This is a genomic window from Novosphingobium soli (assembly GCF_042432915.1).
Taxonomy (GTDB): Bacteria; Pseudomonadota; Alphaproteobacteria; order Sphingomonadales; family Sphingomonadaceae; genus Novosphingobium; species Novosphingobium soli.
In genome coordinates this window covers 34,683-49,476 of record NZ_JBHLWK010000028.1, presented here as the reverse complement: position 1 = coordinate 49,476, position 14,794 = coordinate 34,683, and the positions used below count along the sequence as shown (strand labels likewise).

General features: G+C 63.2%; 18 protein-coding genes. 10 read left to right on the top strand and 8 right to left on the bottom strand.

Annotated features, from left to right (window positions below; translation table 11 throughout):
- Nucleotides 1-299: 299 nt before the first annotated feature.
- Nucleotides 300-686, bottom strand: coding sequence for a DUF3768 domain-containing protein (locus ACFFJC_RS19830; protein ID WP_214202513.1), 387 nt, complete (start codon nucleotides 684-686; stop codon nucleotides 300-302).
- Between the two features lie 273 nt (nucleotides 687-959).
- Here ACFFJC_RS19830 and ACFFJC_RS19825 point away from each other — a divergent pair, with 273 nt between their 5' ends.
- Entirely contained in the window at nucleotides 960-1,601 is a 642-nt protein-coding gene (locus ACFFJC_RS19825) for a hypothetical protein (RefSeq protein WP_246544411.1), read from the top strand.
- Nucleotides 1,602-1,712: 111 nt separating this feature from the next.
- Here ACFFJC_RS19825 and ACFFJC_RS19820 read toward each other — a convergent pair whose 3' ends face one another.
- Nucleotides 1,713-3,554, bottom strand: coding sequence for a ParB/RepB/Spo0J family partition protein (locus tag ACFFJC_RS19820; RefSeq protein ID WP_214202512.1), 1,842 nt, complete (start codon nucleotides 3,552-3,554; stop codon nucleotides 1,713-1,715).
- Nucleotides 3,555-3,590: 36 nt separating this feature from the next.
- On the bottom strand, nucleotides 3,591-3,782 hold the full coding sequence (locus tag ACFFJC_RS19815; RefSeq protein WP_214202511.1) for a hypothetical protein: 192 nt from the start codon (nucleotides 3,780-3,782) through the stop codon (nucleotides 3,591-3,593).
- A gap of 547 nt (nucleotides 3,783-4,329) precedes the next feature.
- On the opposite strand from ACFFJC_RS19815, the gene ACFFJC_RS19810 reads away from it, so the two are divergent.
- Nucleotides 4,330-5,187, top strand: a complete 858-nt coding sequence (locus ACFFJC_RS19810; RefSeq protein ID WP_214202510.1) for a DUF3800 domain-containing protein — start codon at nucleotides 4,330-4,332, stop codon at nucleotides 5,185-5,187.
- Nucleotides 5,188-5,388: 201 nt separating this feature from the next.
- On the opposite strand, the gene ACFFJC_RS19805 is transcribed toward ACFFJC_RS19810, so the two are convergent.
- From ACFFJC_RS19805 to ACFFJC_RS19785, 5 genes are all read right to left on the bottom strand, one after another.
- Nucleotides 5,389-6,324 (bottom strand): ArdC family protein, encoded by a 936-nt coding sequence (locus ACFFJC_RS19805; protein WP_214202509.1) that lies wholly within the window; start codon nucleotides 6,322-6,324, stop codon nucleotides 5,389-5,391.
- Between the two features lie 273 nt (nucleotides 6,325-6,597).
- Nucleotides 6,598-7,041, bottom strand: coding sequence for a hypothetical protein (locus ACFFJC_RS19800; RefSeq protein ID WP_214202508.1), 444 nt, complete (start codon nucleotides 7,039-7,041; stop codon nucleotides 6,598-6,600).
- On the bottom strand, nucleotides 7,032-7,361 hold the full coding sequence (locus tag ACFFJC_RS19795; protein ID WP_214202507.1) for a hypothetical protein: 330 nt from the start codon (nucleotides 7,359-7,361) through the stop codon (nucleotides 7,032-7,034). The genes ACFFJC_RS19800 and ACFFJC_RS19795 overlap by 10 nt, the downstream gene beginning before the upstream one ends.
- Before the next feature lie 156 nt (nucleotides 7,362-7,517).
- Nucleotides 7,518-8,117, bottom strand: coding sequence for a thermonuclease family protein (locus tag ACFFJC_RS19790; RefSeq protein ID WP_379489111.1), 600 nt, complete (start codon nucleotides 8,115-8,117; stop codon nucleotides 7,518-7,520).
- Nucleotides 8,114-8,998, bottom strand: a complete 885-nt coding sequence (locus tag ACFFJC_RS19785) for a DUF7146 domain-containing protein (RefSeq protein ID WP_379489110.1) — start codon at nucleotides 8,996-8,998, stop codon at nucleotides 8,114-8,116. Before ACFFJC_RS19785 ends, ACFFJC_RS19790 begins: the two co-directional genes overlap by 4 nt.
- Before the next feature lie 96 nt (nucleotides 8,999-9,094).
- Between ACFFJC_RS19785 and ACFFJC_RS19780 the strand changes: the two genes are divergently transcribed.
- The 8 genes from ACFFJC_RS19780 (at nucleotide 9,095) to ACFFJC_RS19745 (ending at nucleotide 14,768) form a co-directional block, all read left to right on the top strand.
- Nucleotides 9,095-9,382: a hypothetical protein gene (locus ACFFJC_RS19780; protein WP_379489109.1), complete on the top strand. Its 288-nt coding sequence runs from the start codon at nucleotides 9,095-9,097 to the stop codon at nucleotides 9,380-9,382.
- 120 nt (nucleotides 9,383-9,502) lie between these two features.
- On the top strand, nucleotides 9,503-9,898 hold the full coding sequence (locus ACFFJC_RS19775; protein ID WP_379489108.1) for a hypothetical protein: 396 nt from the start codon (nucleotides 9,503-9,505) through the stop codon (nucleotides 9,896-9,898).
- The gene (locus ACFFJC_RS19770) at nucleotides 9,898-10,587 is read left to right on the top strand and encodes a lytic transglycosylase domain-containing protein (RefSeq protein ID WP_379489107.1); all 690 of its coding nucleotides are present in this window, start codon (nucleotides 9,898-9,900) and stop codon (nucleotides 10,585-10,587) included. The genes ACFFJC_RS19775 and ACFFJC_RS19770 overlap by 1 nt, the downstream gene beginning before the upstream one ends.
- Nucleotides 10,584-10,949 carry a TrbC/VirB2 family protein gene (locus tag ACFFJC_RS19765; protein WP_379489106.1) on the top strand — a complete coding sequence of 122 codons (366 nt, stop codon included), beginning with the start codon at nucleotides 10,584-10,586 and terminating at the stop codon, nucleotides 10,947-10,949. The genes ACFFJC_RS19770 and ACFFJC_RS19765 overlap by 4 nt, the downstream gene beginning before the upstream one ends.
- 63 nt (nucleotides 10,950-11,012) lie before the next feature.
- The gene (locus ACFFJC_RS19760) at nucleotides 11,013-11,357 is read left to right on the top strand and encodes a VirB3 family type IV secretion system protein (RefSeq protein ID WP_379489105.1); all 345 of its coding nucleotides are present in this window, start codon (nucleotides 11,013-11,015) and stop codon (nucleotides 11,355-11,357) included.
- Complete coding sequence (locus tag ACFFJC_RS19755) at nucleotides 11,350-13,740, top strand: VirB4 family type IV secretion/conjugal transfer ATPase (RefSeq protein WP_379489104.1); 2,391 nt, start codon at nucleotides 11,350-11,352, stop codon at nucleotides 13,738-13,740. Before ACFFJC_RS19760 ends, ACFFJC_RS19755 begins: the two co-directional genes overlap by 8 nt.
- Before the next feature lie 12 nt (nucleotides 13,741-13,752).
- Nucleotides 13,753-14,466, top strand: coding sequence for a type IV secretion system protein (locus tag ACFFJC_RS19750; RefSeq protein WP_379489103.1), 714 nt, complete (start codon nucleotides 13,753-13,755; stop codon nucleotides 14,464-14,466).
- Nucleotides 14,463-14,768 carry a hypothetical protein gene (locus ACFFJC_RS19745; protein WP_379489102.1) on the top strand — a complete coding sequence of 102 codons (306 nt, stop codon included), beginning with the start codon at nucleotides 14,463-14,465 and terminating at the stop codon, nucleotides 14,766-14,768. Before ACFFJC_RS19750 ends, ACFFJC_RS19745 begins: the two co-directional genes overlap by 4 nt.
- Nucleotides 14,769-14,794: the final 26 nt, after the last annotated feature.

Genomic DNA, 14,794 nt, shown 5'->3' with positions numbered 1-14,794 from the left:
CATCGCGAACATCGCATCTTCATCGCCGGTCGGCGTCATGTCCTCGATGACGAGATTGGCGCGCGCCTCCGCTACATCTTCACGCCAAAGCGCTACCTGCTCGGGGGAGCCGCGTTCGAAATCCATTTGCCGGACGCGCTCGCGCAGCTTTTCAAGATCGATCTGAGCCACCGCGTCATCCTTTCTTCGGTTAACCAATACGCCTTCCAGCGCGATTTCTCAACAAATCACTCGCCAAAATCGCCATTCCCCTCGTCTCACGCCGCGCCCGAATGGGCGCGGCGTTTCGCGACGGCCGATCAGTATTCGCTCGCGAGCATGATCGTCAGCACCCGCTTTGTCTGCTGTTCATCCCACGGCGCTTCACTGCCATAGGTCAGGCTGGCGTCGTAGTAATCGACCTTCCAGAAAACGGTTTCGCAAATCTCCTTGTCGTCGCCGGGCCGGTCCTGCGTCCATTGCCCTGATCCAAGGCGATAAACCGCACCGAAATCATGCTCGCCATAAGGGTCGTTGTCGCTCTCGAATTGCGAGTAGCTCACAATCGCCGCCAGAGCCGTAAAGCGGTCCGCATCGGGGAGTGCCTGAAAACCTAAGGTGACGTTGGCAATCGAAGCGGTGCCAGGATGGCTCCGCGCCGCGTCGTTCAGTCGACGGATGGCATCTAGATGTTCGGGGATATGCATATCGTTCCTCCTGCTGGCATGGGCCGCAAGGCCACTCGGGCCTCACGGCCCTGCCTTTCCGGCGAGGAACGGGATGGGGAGGGGGAGCGAGAATCTACGCCGCTGGCGCGGGCGAGCCGCCCTAGCGCGGCCGACGCCTGCAGGGGCGACGGGCGCCGCGCTTGGCGGATTACACGGGCGGTAAGATTGTCGTTCGGGAACGAAAGGGCAGGGTGCCCTTGGTGTTCCCCCCGCCGACGCGATGATCGCGACCGGCACAAAGGCGCGGTGCGAATGTCGCACGGCCTTTGGCAAGCGAGGTTTGCTACTCGCGATATTCTGCTTTCGTTCTCGTTCGGACTGACTCATAGAATCGTCATGCCGATCATGGCCGAACATCGCTGGCTCTACCCGATCGACTGGCCCGAGCTGTCGAGGCTTATCCGGTTCGACCGCGCTAAAGGGCGCTGCGAACATTGCCGACGCCCGCATGGCGGTCATGTATTTCATCTAGGCGATGGGCGCTGGTGGGACGCGGCTGCACGGCAATGGCGTGATGGGAGAGGGCGCCGGGTGGGCGTGCCGCGTGCGGATCTTGCGGCAGTCGTGCGGATCACGCGGGTCTATCTGGCCTGCGCGCATCTCAATCATGACCCCACCGACAATGCCGCGCGCAACCTGGCCGCACTTTGTCAGCGATGCCATATGATCCATGACGCGGCCGAACATCGGCGCCGGCGCTGGTTGAATGCCTATCGCCGCCGCGCCTTGGGCGATCTGCTCGATGTTCTCGGCGCGCCCTACGCAGCGCCAACAGGGTGTGCCACATGGCACACCCCTATCCGTATCAGTGACCTGTCGCCGCTGCGCATAATCGCCAAGGCGCCGCCCGTCCCTTGTGGGCGGGCGGCGCGCGCGGGCCTGAAAGGGCCGTGAGCGCGCCCGCACCGCATCGCGGTGCGGGCGCGCCGGCGATGGGCTCGATATGCGGATGCTCTAGCAAACCGGAAAGATGGGAGCCGATTGGAACCGGCCCCCATCCACTCGTCATGCCATTTCGTCGGTCATATCCTCTGCCTCGCTGTCGGCGTCGTCCATATCGGGATCGAAATCGTCCGCCTCGCCCTCGGGCTGATCGAACGCTCCGATCTGCATGGGCGCGGGGAGCCAGTGTGCCGGAAGCCGCTCCGATACATTGACCGCCAAGTCGCTCTTCTTCTTGATGGTGGCGCAATTTTCGGCGCTGGGGGCACCGCATTCCTCGCGCAGCAGGTCGATCAGCGCGGCCCGACGCATCTTGTCGAACAGGGCGATGGGGGCGCTCCAACGGGCGGCGACGTCCACACCGCTTGCACGGGCGATCTGCTCGAACTGATGATGCCGCTGACCGGGGCAACCGCCCGCAAACACCGTCCCGTCCACCGTCATGGCGACCAGTCCGGCCAGCAACGCCATCTTGTCCTCGCTGCTCATGGCGCGGATCGCCTCGAAGCGGCCCTGCGCGGGGATCGACGCGAACCGGGTCGCCATCATATCCTCGACGGGCCGAACATCGCTGGTTGCCATAAGCTCGTCGGGCACATCGGTCGTGACGGTCTTGGCCTGCACTTCAATCGCCATCTGATAGCTATGTGCGCCGTGGAGCAACTGGCCTGCGAGGCTGTCCAGCATGATGTCGAGCGCCAGCGCCGGGTCGGCCGCAACCGCTTCCTGCACGATCTGCGTCTTGATGCGGGTCAGGTCCGCGAACAGGCTGTTGGGATAGAGCGGGGCAGGGCCACCCTGCGCGCCGCCCGCCTTGGGCTTCTTCTCCGCCTTGGCGCGATAGATGCGCTTGCCAAGCGAGCCGTCCCGCTCGATCCAAAGCGCAACGCCACCAATGGCCTTCTGCTCGGCATTGTAGAAGCGCAGCGCGTCGGTGATGGCTTCGCGTTCCGCCATAAGCGGTTCGATGCGGTCGCTGTCTTCGCCCTCGGCTTCGGCAATCGCTTCCATTTCGGCATCCAGTTCCGCCAACCGTGCGGCCTCCGTCTCGGACGGCTCGCGCTCACCGGGATAGAGATAGCCCTTGTTGTAGAGGTCATAGGGCTGGCTGATGGTCGCGCCGACTTCGAACCAACCGATCGCACGATAGTCGGCAGCAAGCGCGTCCAGCTTGGCTTCGGCAAGTTCCTGCACGATTTCGGGCTGATCGGCGTAACCGCCGTCCCCTTGGCTGAACAGGTCCGGGGTGATGGTGCCGCCCTGATCGGCATAGGCGTCGCGCCCGACGAACAGGAACTCACCGCTTTGGGTCGTCAGCTTTTCTTCGGTGAGCATCCGGCGGATGGTATGGGCCTGACCGTTCGACGCCTTGAAAACGCGCATCTGCTCGGCATGGTCGCCGGTGAGGGTGAGCGCCTTGGCCGCGTCGATGGTCAACTGATCCTTGGCGAGAATATCGATCAGCTTGGGATTGAGCGCGGAGAGCCGCAGCATCCGGGCAACATGGCTTTCGCTATAGCCGAACCGGGCAGCAATATCGGAGGGGTCCATGCCGATGTCGCGCATCCCTGCGAACGCGCGGATCGCGTCGGCGGGGTGCATGTCCTCGCGCGCCGCATTTTCGGCATAGGAAAGCTCGATGGCTTCTTCCTTGGTCCGCATCTCGACGGGGAAGAGATCGCTATTGCTGACCTTCTTGCGCTTCACCAATTCCTTGAGCGCCCGATAGCGCCGCCCTCCGGCGAACACCCAGAAAAGGTCATCTTCCTCATAGACGACGAGGTTCTGCAACAGGCCATGTGCGGCGATGTCGTCGGCCATGCTGTCGATGGCGGAAGGCTTCACGCGGCGGCTGTTGAGGGGGGAAAGGCGAAGCTGCGACAGCTTGACGGTGATGATAGCCATGATGAAACTCCTATGATCTGTATCGATGGGGAGGGGTCAGCCTTCGAGGCTCGCGAGTTCGTCAAATTCGACCGATGCGCGCTGGGCGCTTTCGCCCGCGTAGGTCGCGCCGGATCGGGGATAGAAGAAAACCCGGTCGCCCTTGGCGTAGGGGGTGCCGTCCACGCCGGTCCCGTCCACCTTGGCCCGCTTCCAATAGGGGTCGCCCTTGTATCGAGTGTAAGCCATTGTCCTTTCTCCTTCTTTCGAGGCGCAGCCGGTTGCCGCTGCAACCGGGGTTGCCTCTCCGGCGAGGAGCGGGACGGGGAGGGAGGAGGAAAATCGATGGCCTGGTGCGGGCAGGCCGCCCTAGCGCGGCCGACGCCTTCAAGGCGTCGGGTGCCGCGCTTGGCGGACCACACGGGGCTGTCGATTTTGCTTCGGGAACGAAAGGGCAGCAGCCCTGGTGTTCCCTCGCGCCTGACGGGCCTCCGGGGGAGGGCCGTGGGCGCAAACAGGCCAGCACCGCGCCCTGCGCGGCCTTAGGTGTGCCACATGGCACACCTCACGCGAGGATCGTCACCCTCCTGGGACGAGACGCCGGCACGGTGGCTCGGTCGGCGCGCAGCGCCGATAGAGCCGTGCCCGGCAGGGTCGCGCCCGAATTTGTTGTCTTGGGATCGTTGCCGCTCTAGCGTCAGCTCCGCGTCTGCCGGACTGAGCGTGGTTCTCTCGATCGAAGCCGTTGATGCGGGGCTACCCACCCCATGATGCGGGGAGGAATGCGCGCGCGACGATGAGTTGGACCCTGTTCATTGATGAGTCCGGTCAGGATCAGCGCCATTCGCCCTATGAGGTGCTTGCGGGCATCGCGATCGAGGATCGGCGGGTATGGCCACTGATCCGCGATCTGTCCGACGCACAGCAGCATATCTTCGGAATGCGGTTGTTCGAGGCGTATGGCCGGGAAGCCAAGGCGCAGAAGCTCCTTGATCGCAAGACGTTCAAGCATGCGGCGCAGCTCGATGCGTTCGAGCATGCCGAGCGAACCCAGCTCGCGCGCGAATTGCTGATCGACGGGACAGCGGTGACGCGCAATCGGCTGACCGCCTTGGGGCAGGCAAAGATCGAATATTGCCGTTTCAGCCTCGATCTGGCGCGGCGTCATGGCGCGAGGGTCTTTGCAACGATCGTCCCGCGCGAAGCGCCACGGCCCGACCGCAGTGACGCGCTGCGCAAGGATTACGCTTTCCTGTTCGAGCGCTTCTATTATTTCCTGAACGGCCTTCCAGGCGACCCGATGGGCTATATGGTATTCGACGAGCTGGACCGCAGCGCCGCGCATATCCTGCTTGGTCAGGTATCGAGCTATTTCGTGAACACGCGCAACGGCCGAAGCCGTTCACGCCTCATCATTCCCGAGCCGTTTTTTGTGCATAGCGATCTGACGACGCTGATCCAGACGGCTGATATTGTGGCTTACGTCATCAGTTGGGGTCTGCGGCTACGCCGCATGACGGCACCGGCGCGGGAGGAGCTGCGCCCGCTGGTGGATCTTGTCCACCGACTGCAATTCAAACGGGAGACGGAAGGGGGCGATCGGATCTACGGGATGAAGCTGATCAACGATCTACGGCCAAGGCCCTTGGCCTGAAACGAGAGAAGGCAATGCACGCGTCGCCGCGAACAAAGCCTCCGCGATCCTATTTAATCGATTCGCCCCTATTTTCAATTAAGATTCGACGAGATGCCGCGCCGCTCGCCCGCCAGCGGGCGAGCGGCGCGCGATTTCCGGGGTCTGGTTGGGCGCGCCGCCACGCCCCGGCCCTCATCGGGCCGGGATCATGGAGGGCGATCACGCCGCCGCATCCAATTCGGAGACTGTCTCGATCGCCATGCGGCTCAACAGCCAGTCGGAAGCATCCTGCGCGAGCCGCGCGGCGGTGAAGATACACCTTTTGTCATTGCGAAGGGCCGCCAGCCAGCTCGCCAGATAGGCGGCATGGTCCTCGCGGTCGTGGAGTTTGATTCCGATCGTCGCGCTGATGAACGCGGCCCCAAGCTCGGCCACCAATTCCTCGCGGGCATAGTCTTCGCGCTTCGTGGAAATGAGGGTCGAACGGGCGAGCCGATCCACATGGCCGCTGGCGTGACATAGCTCGTGCGCGAGCGTCGAATAATAGTCATCGCTGGTGTGGAAGTCGGCAAATTCCGGCATGACGACATGATCGCCGCTTGGCTGATAATAGGGCTGCGCGCCGTGATGACGCACCGTGACGGGTACGCGGGCAAAGAGCGCATCCAGTTCGGCGTCCCGCTCGTCGGGATTGGTCGCGGTGATGATCGGGGCTGGGGTAGGATATTTCGCCTCGATGCCGTCGATCTGCTCGGCATTGAAGACGGTGTATCGCTTGAGAAACGCCACCTGACGCTTGCCGTCCTCGCCTCCCTGATCGCTGCCACGTTCGCCCTTGTCGGCGTCCACTTCGATCTTGTTGGCATAAACGACGGTCGAGCCCTTTTCGCCCTTGCGGACGCATCCGCCAAGCGCGAGCGCCTGCTTGAATGTTAGCCAATGCGGGGAAGCAAAGCCCTTCGTCATGGCGGCGACCCACAGAGACAGGACATTGATGCCGCGATAGGGCACGCCGGTCGAGCGCAGCGGGATATTCGGCGCGGTGCGGCCGTTCCACGACTTCGACCAAGGCCGGGTGCCTGCCTCGATCATGGCAATCATCTGGTCGGTGATCTCCTGATAGATGTCGGCGCGGTTGTCGTTGATACGTCCCATGATTTTTCCTTTCCTTTGAGGCTGAAAGCCGGTCGCAACAGCAACCGGCTCTGCCTTTCCGGCGAGGAACGGGATGGGGAGGGAGAGCGGGAATCTTTGCCGCTGGCGCGGGCGAGCCGCCCTAGCGCGGCCGACGCCCTGCAAGGGGGTCGGGCGCCGCGCTTGGCGGATTACACGGGCGGTAAGATTGTCGTTCGGGAACGAAAGGGCAGCCGCCCTTGGTGTTCCCCGCGAACGGTGGCGTCCGGGGGACGGCTCCGTGTCGTCACGGGGTCACGCCGCGCCGGAGAGCGCGTCGAATTGATCGAGCAGCGATGCCAGGGTGGACGTTGCGCGATCGGCGCGCTCATGGTTCCAGTCTGTCCGCCGCTCCCGATGAAAGCCACCCTGCATGAAGAACGGGTGCGTGTCGTCGATCAGGGCACAGAGCGGCGATGCGAGGATAAGTCCTTCGGCTTCCGCAGCGGTAGTGGCACGCCGCAGGTCGTGCCCGATAGCGCGGTTGCTCTCGTCGGTATGACCGTGAATGACGAGATAGCATTTCAGCGCCAGCTCGAGCGCGATAGCGAGCCGATAGAAGCGATCCTGTAAGGGGCGATCAATCGTCCCAGGCGACGGATAGCCCAGAAAGCCGCGCGCATTGCCCGCTAACGTCCTTGCGAGATCCAGGTCAGGGTGTGCCATGTGGCACATATGCGGCCGCTCGATCACAGCCATTGCCCCCCAAGCCCGGCCCTGAACTCGTAGGCGAGGACGGCGCCTCCGGCGACCAGGGCGGCGAGCGCGAACAGCGCGAGCCGCGCCGGGATGCCGGGGCGCGATCTGCCGTCATCGGTAATGGCAATGGCGGGGCCGATCACGAGCGCGAGGATCAGCGCCGGCCCCAACTCGTGGAGGACCAGGCCGGGAAGACGGTTCGGGAGCAGGTAGGGGTAATTACGGAGGACACGGCCGATCAGGACCGCGCCGACGACCAGCGACAGCGCCGCGCCCCAACGGCCGATCAGGATCGCCGCCGGGGAACCGCGTTCAAGCATTGGAGCTGTTTCCCGATGAACGCCGCCCGCCCGCAGGGGCGGTCTGCTGTGGCCTAGCCCGATCGTCACCCGGATGGGCGGAAACCCGGTGGCGGGGTTCCGCGGAGCGCCGCGATAGCGGCGCGCAGTAGAGCGCGGGCCGAAGGCAGGCCCGGCCTATTGCTTGATCGTTCCGACGCTGCATCCTTGTGGCACCTGTGCCCGGCGAACTGCGAGTTGACGCATCCGCTCATAATCAACGCCCCATAACCCGGCCCGTCGAGCGGCTGCTTTCTGCATTAGATCAACATACGCCCCGCCAGAAAATACGCGGTAGTCCACCGCATATCCCTGGGCGACCATTGTCGCACCGACACTCGCTTTATTGGCGGGAAACCGGCAGGCGAGGTTGAGACGTCCATAACTTTTGGGGTCCGTCCGGCACTGATTTTCCCGCCGCATCGCATAGTCGAACATCGACACCGAACAGTCCATTCCACCATCGCGCACCGCCAATTCGCTCAGTGCCTCGCTGGAAATCGTCTTGAGCTGCGGCAGATCGTCGTCCGGCGCATCGATCCCGACGATCCGCACCCGTCCATTGGGAAAATCGACTGTATCGCCGTCTATGATCCTCGGGTTAGGCGACGTCAGCCGCGTTTTCGAGACTTCAACAAGCGCCTGCTTGTTCTGCGAAATCGCGTAAGTCGCTACGATCAGGAACGTCGCGCCCATCGTCCATCGCTGGAATCGCGTCGCTCCGGGAAACAGCTTCATAGCGAACGGATCTCGCGCAACAGATCATTCCAGTCGCCAGCATGGGGCGGCGGCTTGGCGACGAGCTGGCGGCCGTCCGCCGTCAGGTGCGGGGTGGCGCGCTCGATCGCGCGCGCTGCCTCGCCGCCATGCTGGCTGTAAATGACGATGGTGTGGATGCTCTGCGGGATGGCGACGGCCTGATACCGCTCGATCCCGAGTACCGGCCATACAAAGTGGCCAGGCCCAAGCAGGTTCATGACGCTCGCGGCATCTTCGACGCCTTCAGCAAGGCGTAGGATGCCGTCACGCGGGATTCCGCCCCAGCGGACGGCCCCAACGCCGGGATTGCCCAGCATCCGCTTGGGCTCGTCCATATCGGCTTTCCAGCGCCCATCGGGCGTCAGGAAGGTCCGGTGGATGGCGATCACGCCGGCGTCTTCCTCGATCGGCACGATCAGCGCTGGCGCAAACGCCTTGGCCGCTCCGGCGCCGCATTGGCAGCGTGGATCGAAACGAGCATTGATCCCATCGGAAATGATCGAGCGTCCCTCCCGCAAATAGCGGTCGGCGAGCGTGCCTGCAAAAGGGTCGGCATGGCGCCAGACCGCCACAGCGAGCTTGTTGAGGTCGGCCTTGCCCTCCTGACGCTGGCCCGGGTCATGGTCGGCGGGTGCGAGGATCTTGCCCGACCGCAGCGCCGCCATGATGGCGTCGGCGGTGCAGCCGGCGAAGCAATGGAACAGCACGGCCCGATCGCCGACACGGATCGACAGGCTGGCCTTGCCGTCTGTGTGGGCCGGACAACGGCACATGGCGAAGTCGCCTTGCCATTTGCCGCCGAGCTGACGGACGATGCGGTCCGCCTGCTCTTCAATCGATGATGTGTCGCGCCGCGCCATCTATGGACACCTCCGTTGCAGGACGGATATTTGGTTACAGCGCGGGGGCGTAGGCGCGCCAGCGAAAACTTATGAAATCGCTTTAGCAGGGTAACAATGGAATTAGAGCTTATACTGGAACGCGAGCTCACGACGCAACGTCCGCCGGGCGGGTCGATAACAGACGTTCATGTCTGCCAGCATGAAACGGGCAAATGGCACATCAATGTTCGCGTGAGTTGGCGCGGCACCGGCCTCTACCATGTCGGCCTCTATGACAAGAAGCGTATCCGATTGTATAAAAAGGCTTCTTCTGCCATTCGCCATATAGTTCTGGGCTATGGTTATGAGGGGGTCATTCACGTCCATCCCTGCCAGGGATTACAGGATGCAAGCAGTTTCTGACCCAAATCGGACTTATCTGCGAACCGTTCTCAAAAAAGGATGAAGCGAGCCATGGGAGCGTTTTCACACTAGCCCCCGGCAACATCGCGATTTAGCCTAAATCACCAGTGGAGTGAAAACATGGCTAATCGCTTGTTTGCGTCGCTCGCGGCTACCGCCCTTGTGGCGGCACCGTTCGCCTCTGCACCCGCCCGTGCTGAAAACACATGGGCCTGTGAGGTGCTGCTGTGCGCCAGCAACCCTGGCGGATGGATGCAGTTTGCCGAGTGCGTTCCGCCGATCCGAAAGCTGATCTCGCATCTGGCGCTCGGGGGAGGGTTCCCGACCTGCAGCGCCGGTGGGGTGAGCAAAGCGGACTATACCAAACCGAAGAACGGGCGGCCTGGCTACGTCATGATGACGATGACCGACGGCACGCGGACGCGCTATACGGTGCCGACAGCAGCGCAGGTGGCTCAGGCGGAAGCCTCGGCCCAACCGGGCGCTCCGCTCGGCTCAGAGACATTGGAGCGGTAATGACGCTCCCCGCCGCAGTCGTCATGGGTCTCGCAGCGCAATGTGCGCCGCAAGTGGCACCCGAAACGATCGCGGCGATTGTGCAGACCGAAAGCCACGGGTTCGAACTGGCGATCGGCGTCAACGGCCTCAAGCGTCAGCCGTCGCCAGCCACGAGCTTGGCGCAGGCAGTCGAGACTGCCCGCTACTATGTCGGCAAGGGTTATTCGGTAGATCTTGGCCTTGGGCAGATCAATTCCCGCAACATGAAGACCCTCGGCCTGACGTGGGACAATGTATTCGACCCATGCACGAACATCGCCGCTGCCGGCGCCGTCTTGTCCGGCAATTACCATAGCGTGCGCGCGGGGCTTCATCCCCAGCGCGCCCTCCGCGTCGCTCTGTCCATGTATAATACCGGGTCGCAGTCGCGCGGCTTCACCAATGGCTATGTCGAGAAGGTCGTCGGCAATGCCGGTGTCTCCGATGGAATCCGCCCCGTCGCAGCGCGCGTGAGCGCGTTCACGGGTGCAGCGAATACCGGCGAAGGGGCGAGCGCCGCTGCGCAGCTCGCCGCGCTGGTCGAGGAAAATACGTCCACTTTGGAGCAGCCTGAGGCTGCGCCATCCCCACCGCCGCCATCGTGGGACGTGTTTGCGAGGGCGGAATATGAGCGAGCGCGGCTCGCCGGAGAAGGAGAAAACCGATGAATCTCGCATCTTTCGGTGGGCCGGCGCTGGCCCTCCGAACCCGCGTCACCAACCATGTCGACGCGATGACCCCGCGCCAGCGCAAGGTCTCGCGGGTGCTGTCGATGTTCGGTCTGGTGGCGCTGACGTCGCTGCTGTCGGCCGAGCCCGCCTTCGCGCAAACCAATCTGGAGAGCTTCGGCAATGCGGTCCTCGGCCTGCTCAGCAACGGGCTTCTGCGTATCGTGGCGATCCTGGCGCTGATCGCAGCGGGCTTCGGGTGGCTCACGGGGCGGGTGAACACCGGCGCGCTCGTCACCGTCATCATCGGCATCGCAATCATCTTCTCGGCGCCGTGGATCGTCGATCAGCTCCAGGGCTGACGCTTATGGAGGCGGGGCGTCCGCGACGCCCCGCTTCATCTCATGTGTCGTGGAGTGCGTAGCGTGGATGAAGAACGGGAAGTGATGGCGCGCAATCCGCTGTTCCTGGCGGTGACGCGGCCTGCGCTGTTCGCCGGTATCCCGATCGAGGCGGCGGTGGTGATCCTCCTGGCCTCGGTCATCACCCTGATCGGCACGACCAATCCCATTTATGGACTGGTCGTCGCCGCGGTGATGTTCGGCATCTCTCGCCTCGTGGTCCGCCACGACGTCAATGCCTTCCGGCTCATCTTCCTATGGGGTCGCACCAAAGCTGCGAACCGCAACCGGGCCTTTTGGGGCGGGTCAAGCTACACGCCGCTTCCTCTGAAAGGCATCAAGCGAAAGGGGTTCGGCCGCAATGGCTAGGGCCAATCGCCTGTCCGATCAGGTGCCGATGAAGGTCGCGCTCAAGGAAGTGATGCCGACCAAGTTCCTGCCGTATGCGCGGCACGTCACCGACGAAATGGTGATGCTGGATTCCGGCGCGATCATGCTGACGTTCGAGCTGCAGGGCCGTGCTTTCGAGACGGCCGACGTGCGCGATCTGAACGACTGGCACGCGAAGCTCAACGGCATGCTGCGCAACCTGCATGACGATCGTCTGTCGATCTGGACGCATCTCGTGCGGGCACGGGTCGAGCAATATCCCGGTGGCAACTTCCGCTCGCGGTTCGCGCGCGAGCTGGACGCTGCCTACTTCGCACGGATGAACAAGGAGCGCCTGTTCATCAACCGCTTCTTCGTGACGCTGGTGCTTCGTCCCTCGGTCCACGGCGCCGACAAGCTGGTCCAGCTCTTCAAGAACAAGGCCAAGGCGGAAGCGGAGGCCGATGAAGTGGATGCCGATCTGCTGGAGGCGCTGGAGGACAAGGCGCGTGACTTCGAGAAGCTGATGGATCGCTGCTCGCCGCGCCGGCTTGCGATCTATGGGCACAACGGCCTCAAATTCTCCGAAACGCTCGAAGTCGTGGAAATGGTGATGACGGGGCGGCATCGCCGCGTCCCGATCATCCGCGGGCATCTGGGCAGCGCGCTCTATCGACAACGGGTCATTTTCGGCGGCGAGACGGTCGAGGTCCGCGATGCTGATCGCAGCGCGTTCGGCGGAATCTTCGGCATTCGCGAATATCCCGCCTTCACGACGCCGCGTCAGTTCGAATCCTTGCTGGCGGTCGATTTCGGCTTCGTGCTGACGCAATCCTTCACCTTCCTTGGCCGCGCAGCGGCATCGGAACGCTTCCGGCTGCGGCAAAAGCAGATGGAGAACGCCGACGACCGCGCCGTCAGCCAGATGCTCGATCTCGTCGGCGCGGCCGACGATCTCATGTCCAACCGCTTCGTCCTGGGCGATCATCACTTCACGCTCGCGGTCTATTCCGACAGCCTCAAGGGGCTGCGCGACAATATGTCGATCGCCCGCGCGGCATTGGCCGACACGGGCATGGTGGCAGCACGCGAGGGCGCGGCGCTGGAAGCGGCCTACTGGAGCCAGCTCGTCGGCAATTTTGCGTGGCGCGCGAGGCCGGCGCCGATCACGTCGCTCAATTTCGCAGCGTTCTCGCCCTTCCACACATATCCCGCTGGCCTCGCGACGGGCAATCATTGGGGCGACGCGATCGCGCTGATGAAGACGAGCGCGCGCAGCCCCTATTTCTTCAGTTTCCACAAGCGCGACATAGGCCACACGCTGATCGTCGGCCCGACCGGGGGCGGCAAGACGGTCATCGTCAATTTCCTGATGGCGCAGGCCGAGAAGACGGGCGCACGCCAGATCTTCATCGACAAGGATCGCGGCGCACAGATTTTCGTGCTGGCATCGGGCGGCACCTATCTGACGCTCGAGAACGGCAAGCCGACGGGTTTCGCGCCCTTGAAGGCGCTCGAAAACACGGCGGAGGATCGAGCCTGGCTGTCGCTTTGGGTGCGCCAGCTCGTCCGTGCGGAAAGCCGCCCAATCACGGTGCAGGAAGAGCGGATGATCGACGAGGGCATCGCCGCAGTGATGCGGCTCCCGCGCGAAGATCGCTCACTCGACGCGCTGCGCACGATGCTCGGCATGGCGGATGCGGGCGGCATCGGCGCCCGCCTCGAAAAATGGACGTCTCGCGGATCGATGGGATGGGTGTTCGACAACCCTTCCGATCTGCTGACTCTCGATGCGCGCTTCATCGGCTTCGACATGACGGACTTTCTCGACAATGGCGAGGTCCGCACGCCGCTGATGCTCTACCTGTTCCATCGGATCGACAAGCTGCTGACCGGCGAGCGCACGATCATCGCCATCGACGAGTTCTGGAAGGCCCTGCAAGACGAGGCGTTCCGGGGCTTCGCGCAGGACGGTTTGAAGACATATCGCAAGCGTAACGCCATGATGGTGTTTGCTACGCAGTCGCCAGCGGACGCGCTCAAGAGCGATATTGCCCATTCGATCCTCGAACAGGTCGCGACCCAGGTGATGCTCCCCAATCCCAAGGGTGCGCGCCGCGACTATGTGGAGGGCTTCTCCCTCACCGATGCCGAATATCAGCTCATTCGCGAGGAATTGTCGCCGGAATCGCGCAAGTTCCTCGTCAAGCAAGGGCACGACAGCGTGGTGGTCGAGCTGGACCTAACCGGCCTCGATGACGAGCTGGCCGTGCTGTCGGGCCGGGCCGAAACGACGTCTATCGCCGTCGCGGCCGCGTCCGAGTTTGGCCCGGACCCCGCCAACTGGCTCCCCGTATTCCACCAACGTCGTCGTCCAAGCTGAAGGAGAAGGGACATGCGTAGATTGAAGGTTTTCGCTCTCGCACTGTCGGCATCGGCACCGATGGTGGGAGGCTCGGCACATGCGCAGGGCATTCCCGTCCACGACGTCAACTCGATCCTCCAGCAGATCGAGCAGGTGCGGCAGGGCGTTCAGGTCATCCAGCAGGGCGCTGACCAAATTCGTGAAGCTCAGAAGCTGTACCAAGACCTCAACAAAGCAACCGACATCGGCAATGTCGCCAGCCAGCTCAAGAACGACGTGCTACGAACCAGCACTGTGTCGTCCAGCAGCCTCGACGGCTATACCAATGGCGACCTCAACGTCATCGGCGGCCTGCGCGGCAAGGCGAACGACGTCTATCAGGATCTTCTCGGCCGCGGCCCGCAAACCATGACGCCGGAACAACGCGCCGCCTATGAACAAGGCTCGCGCGAGGCCGCTGTGACAACGGGCCTGGCCGGGAATGTCGGCGATGCGGTGACGAGCCGGCGCCAGGGCCTCGAAGAGCTGCGCAACCGTCTCAATGGCTCGACGTCGGCTGCTGAGCGCGCCGATATGTCGGCGCGCCTCCAGCTCGAACAGGCGCAGATAATGAACGATCAGATGGGCTTGCAGGCGATCGAGCTTCAGCGCCGCGCGAAGGCTCAAGCCGATTATCAGCGCAGCCTCGCGTCGAACAAGGCCGAGATCGACAAGCTGCGGACTGAGGCCGGGGTCAATCCATGACGAAGGGGCTTTGGATCATCCCCGGCCTGCTGGTGCTGGCAGCGTGCGGCAAGAATGATTCCGTCCCTGAGAATCGCGAGCTGCGATCTGACATGCCGGCTCGGATGACAAAGTATTACCTCCAGCATCGGGATGAACTCGCGGAGATGGATAAGATCTGTGGAGCGTGGCGAGCGTCTCAACGCCCGCCCGCTTCATGGCCCGCCGTGGTCATTGGCAATTGCAACAGTGTGAATGCGGCAAAAACGTCAATTTCAAATGGTGCCGAGACGGACAAGCTTCGCAAGGAAGCCGGCATCTAATTTACGTTTAACAATCCGGGGTCGGG

What these genes read in the sequence shown, in the direction of transcription:
- ACFFJC_RS19830 (WP_214202513.1), bottom strand. Translation starts at nt 686, where the DNA reads ATGCATATCCCCGAACATCTAGATGCCATCCGTCGACTGAACGACGCG.
- ACFFJC_RS19825 (WP_246544411.1), top strand. Translation starts at nt 960, where the DNA reads ATGTCGCACGGCCTTTGGCAAGCGAGGTTTGCTACTCGCGATATTCTG.
- ACFFJC_RS19820 (WP_214202512.1), bottom strand. Translation starts at nt 3,554, where the DNA reads ATGGCTATCATCACCGTCAAGCTGTCGCAGCTTCGCCTTTCCCCCCTC.
- ACFFJC_RS19815 (WP_214202511.1), bottom strand. Translation starts at nt 3,782, where the DNA reads ATGGCTTACACTCGATACAAGGGCGACCCCTATTGGAAGCGGGCCAAG.
- ACFFJC_RS19810 (WP_214202510.1), top strand. Translation starts at nt 4,330, where the DNA reads ATGAGTTGGACCCTGTTCATTGATGAGTCCGGTCAGGATCAGCGCCAT.
- ACFFJC_RS19805 (WP_214202509.1), bottom strand. Translation starts at nt 6,324, where the DNA reads ATGGGACGTATCAACGACAACCGCGCCGACATCTATCAGGAGATCACC.
- ACFFJC_RS19800 (WP_214202508.1), bottom strand. Translation starts at nt 7,041, where the DNA reads ATGGCTGTGATCGAGCGGCCGCATATGTGCCACATGGCACACCCTGAC.
- ACFFJC_RS19795 (WP_214202507.1), bottom strand. Translation starts at nt 7,361, where the DNA reads ATGCTTGAACGCGGTTCCCCGGCGGCGATCCTGATCGGCCGTTGGGGC.
- ACFFJC_RS19790 (WP_379489111.1), bottom strand. Translation starts at nt 8,117, where the DNA reads ATGAAGCTGTTTCCCGGAGCGACGCGATTCCAGCGATGGACGATGGGC.
- ACFFJC_RS19785 (WP_379489110.1), bottom strand. Translation starts at nt 8,998, where the DNA reads ATGGCGCGGCGCGACACATCATCGATTGAAGAGCAGGCGGACCGCATC.
- ACFFJC_RS19780 (WP_379489109.1), top strand. Translation starts at nt 9,095, where the DNA reads ATGGAATTAGAGCTTATACTGGAACGCGAGCTCACGACGCAACGTCCG.
- ACFFJC_RS19775 (WP_379489108.1), top strand. Translation starts at nt 9,503, where the DNA reads ATGGCTAATCGCTTGTTTGCGTCGCTCGCGGCTACCGCCCTTGTGGCG.
- ACFFJC_RS19770 (WP_379489107.1), top strand. Translation starts at nt 9,898, where the DNA reads ATGACGCTCCCCGCCGCAGTCGTCATGGGTCTCGCAGCGCAATGTGCG.
- ACFFJC_RS19765 (WP_379489106.1), top strand. Translation starts at nt 10,584, where the DNA reads ATGAATCTCGCATCTTTCGGTGGGCCGGCGCTGGCCCTCCGAACCCGC.
- ACFFJC_RS19755 (WP_379489104.1), top strand. Translation starts at nt 11,350, where the DNA reads ATGGCTAGGGCCAATCGCCTGTCCGATCAGGTGCCGATGAAGGTCGCG.
- ACFFJC_RS19750 (WP_379489103.1), top strand. Translation starts at nt 13,753, where the DNA reads ATGCGTAGATTGAAGGTTTTCGCTCTCGCACTGTCGGCATCGGCACCG.
- ACFFJC_RS19745 (WP_379489102.1), top strand. Translation starts at nt 14,463, where the DNA reads ATGACGAAGGGGCTTTGGATCATCCCCGGCCTGCTGGTGCTGGCAGCG.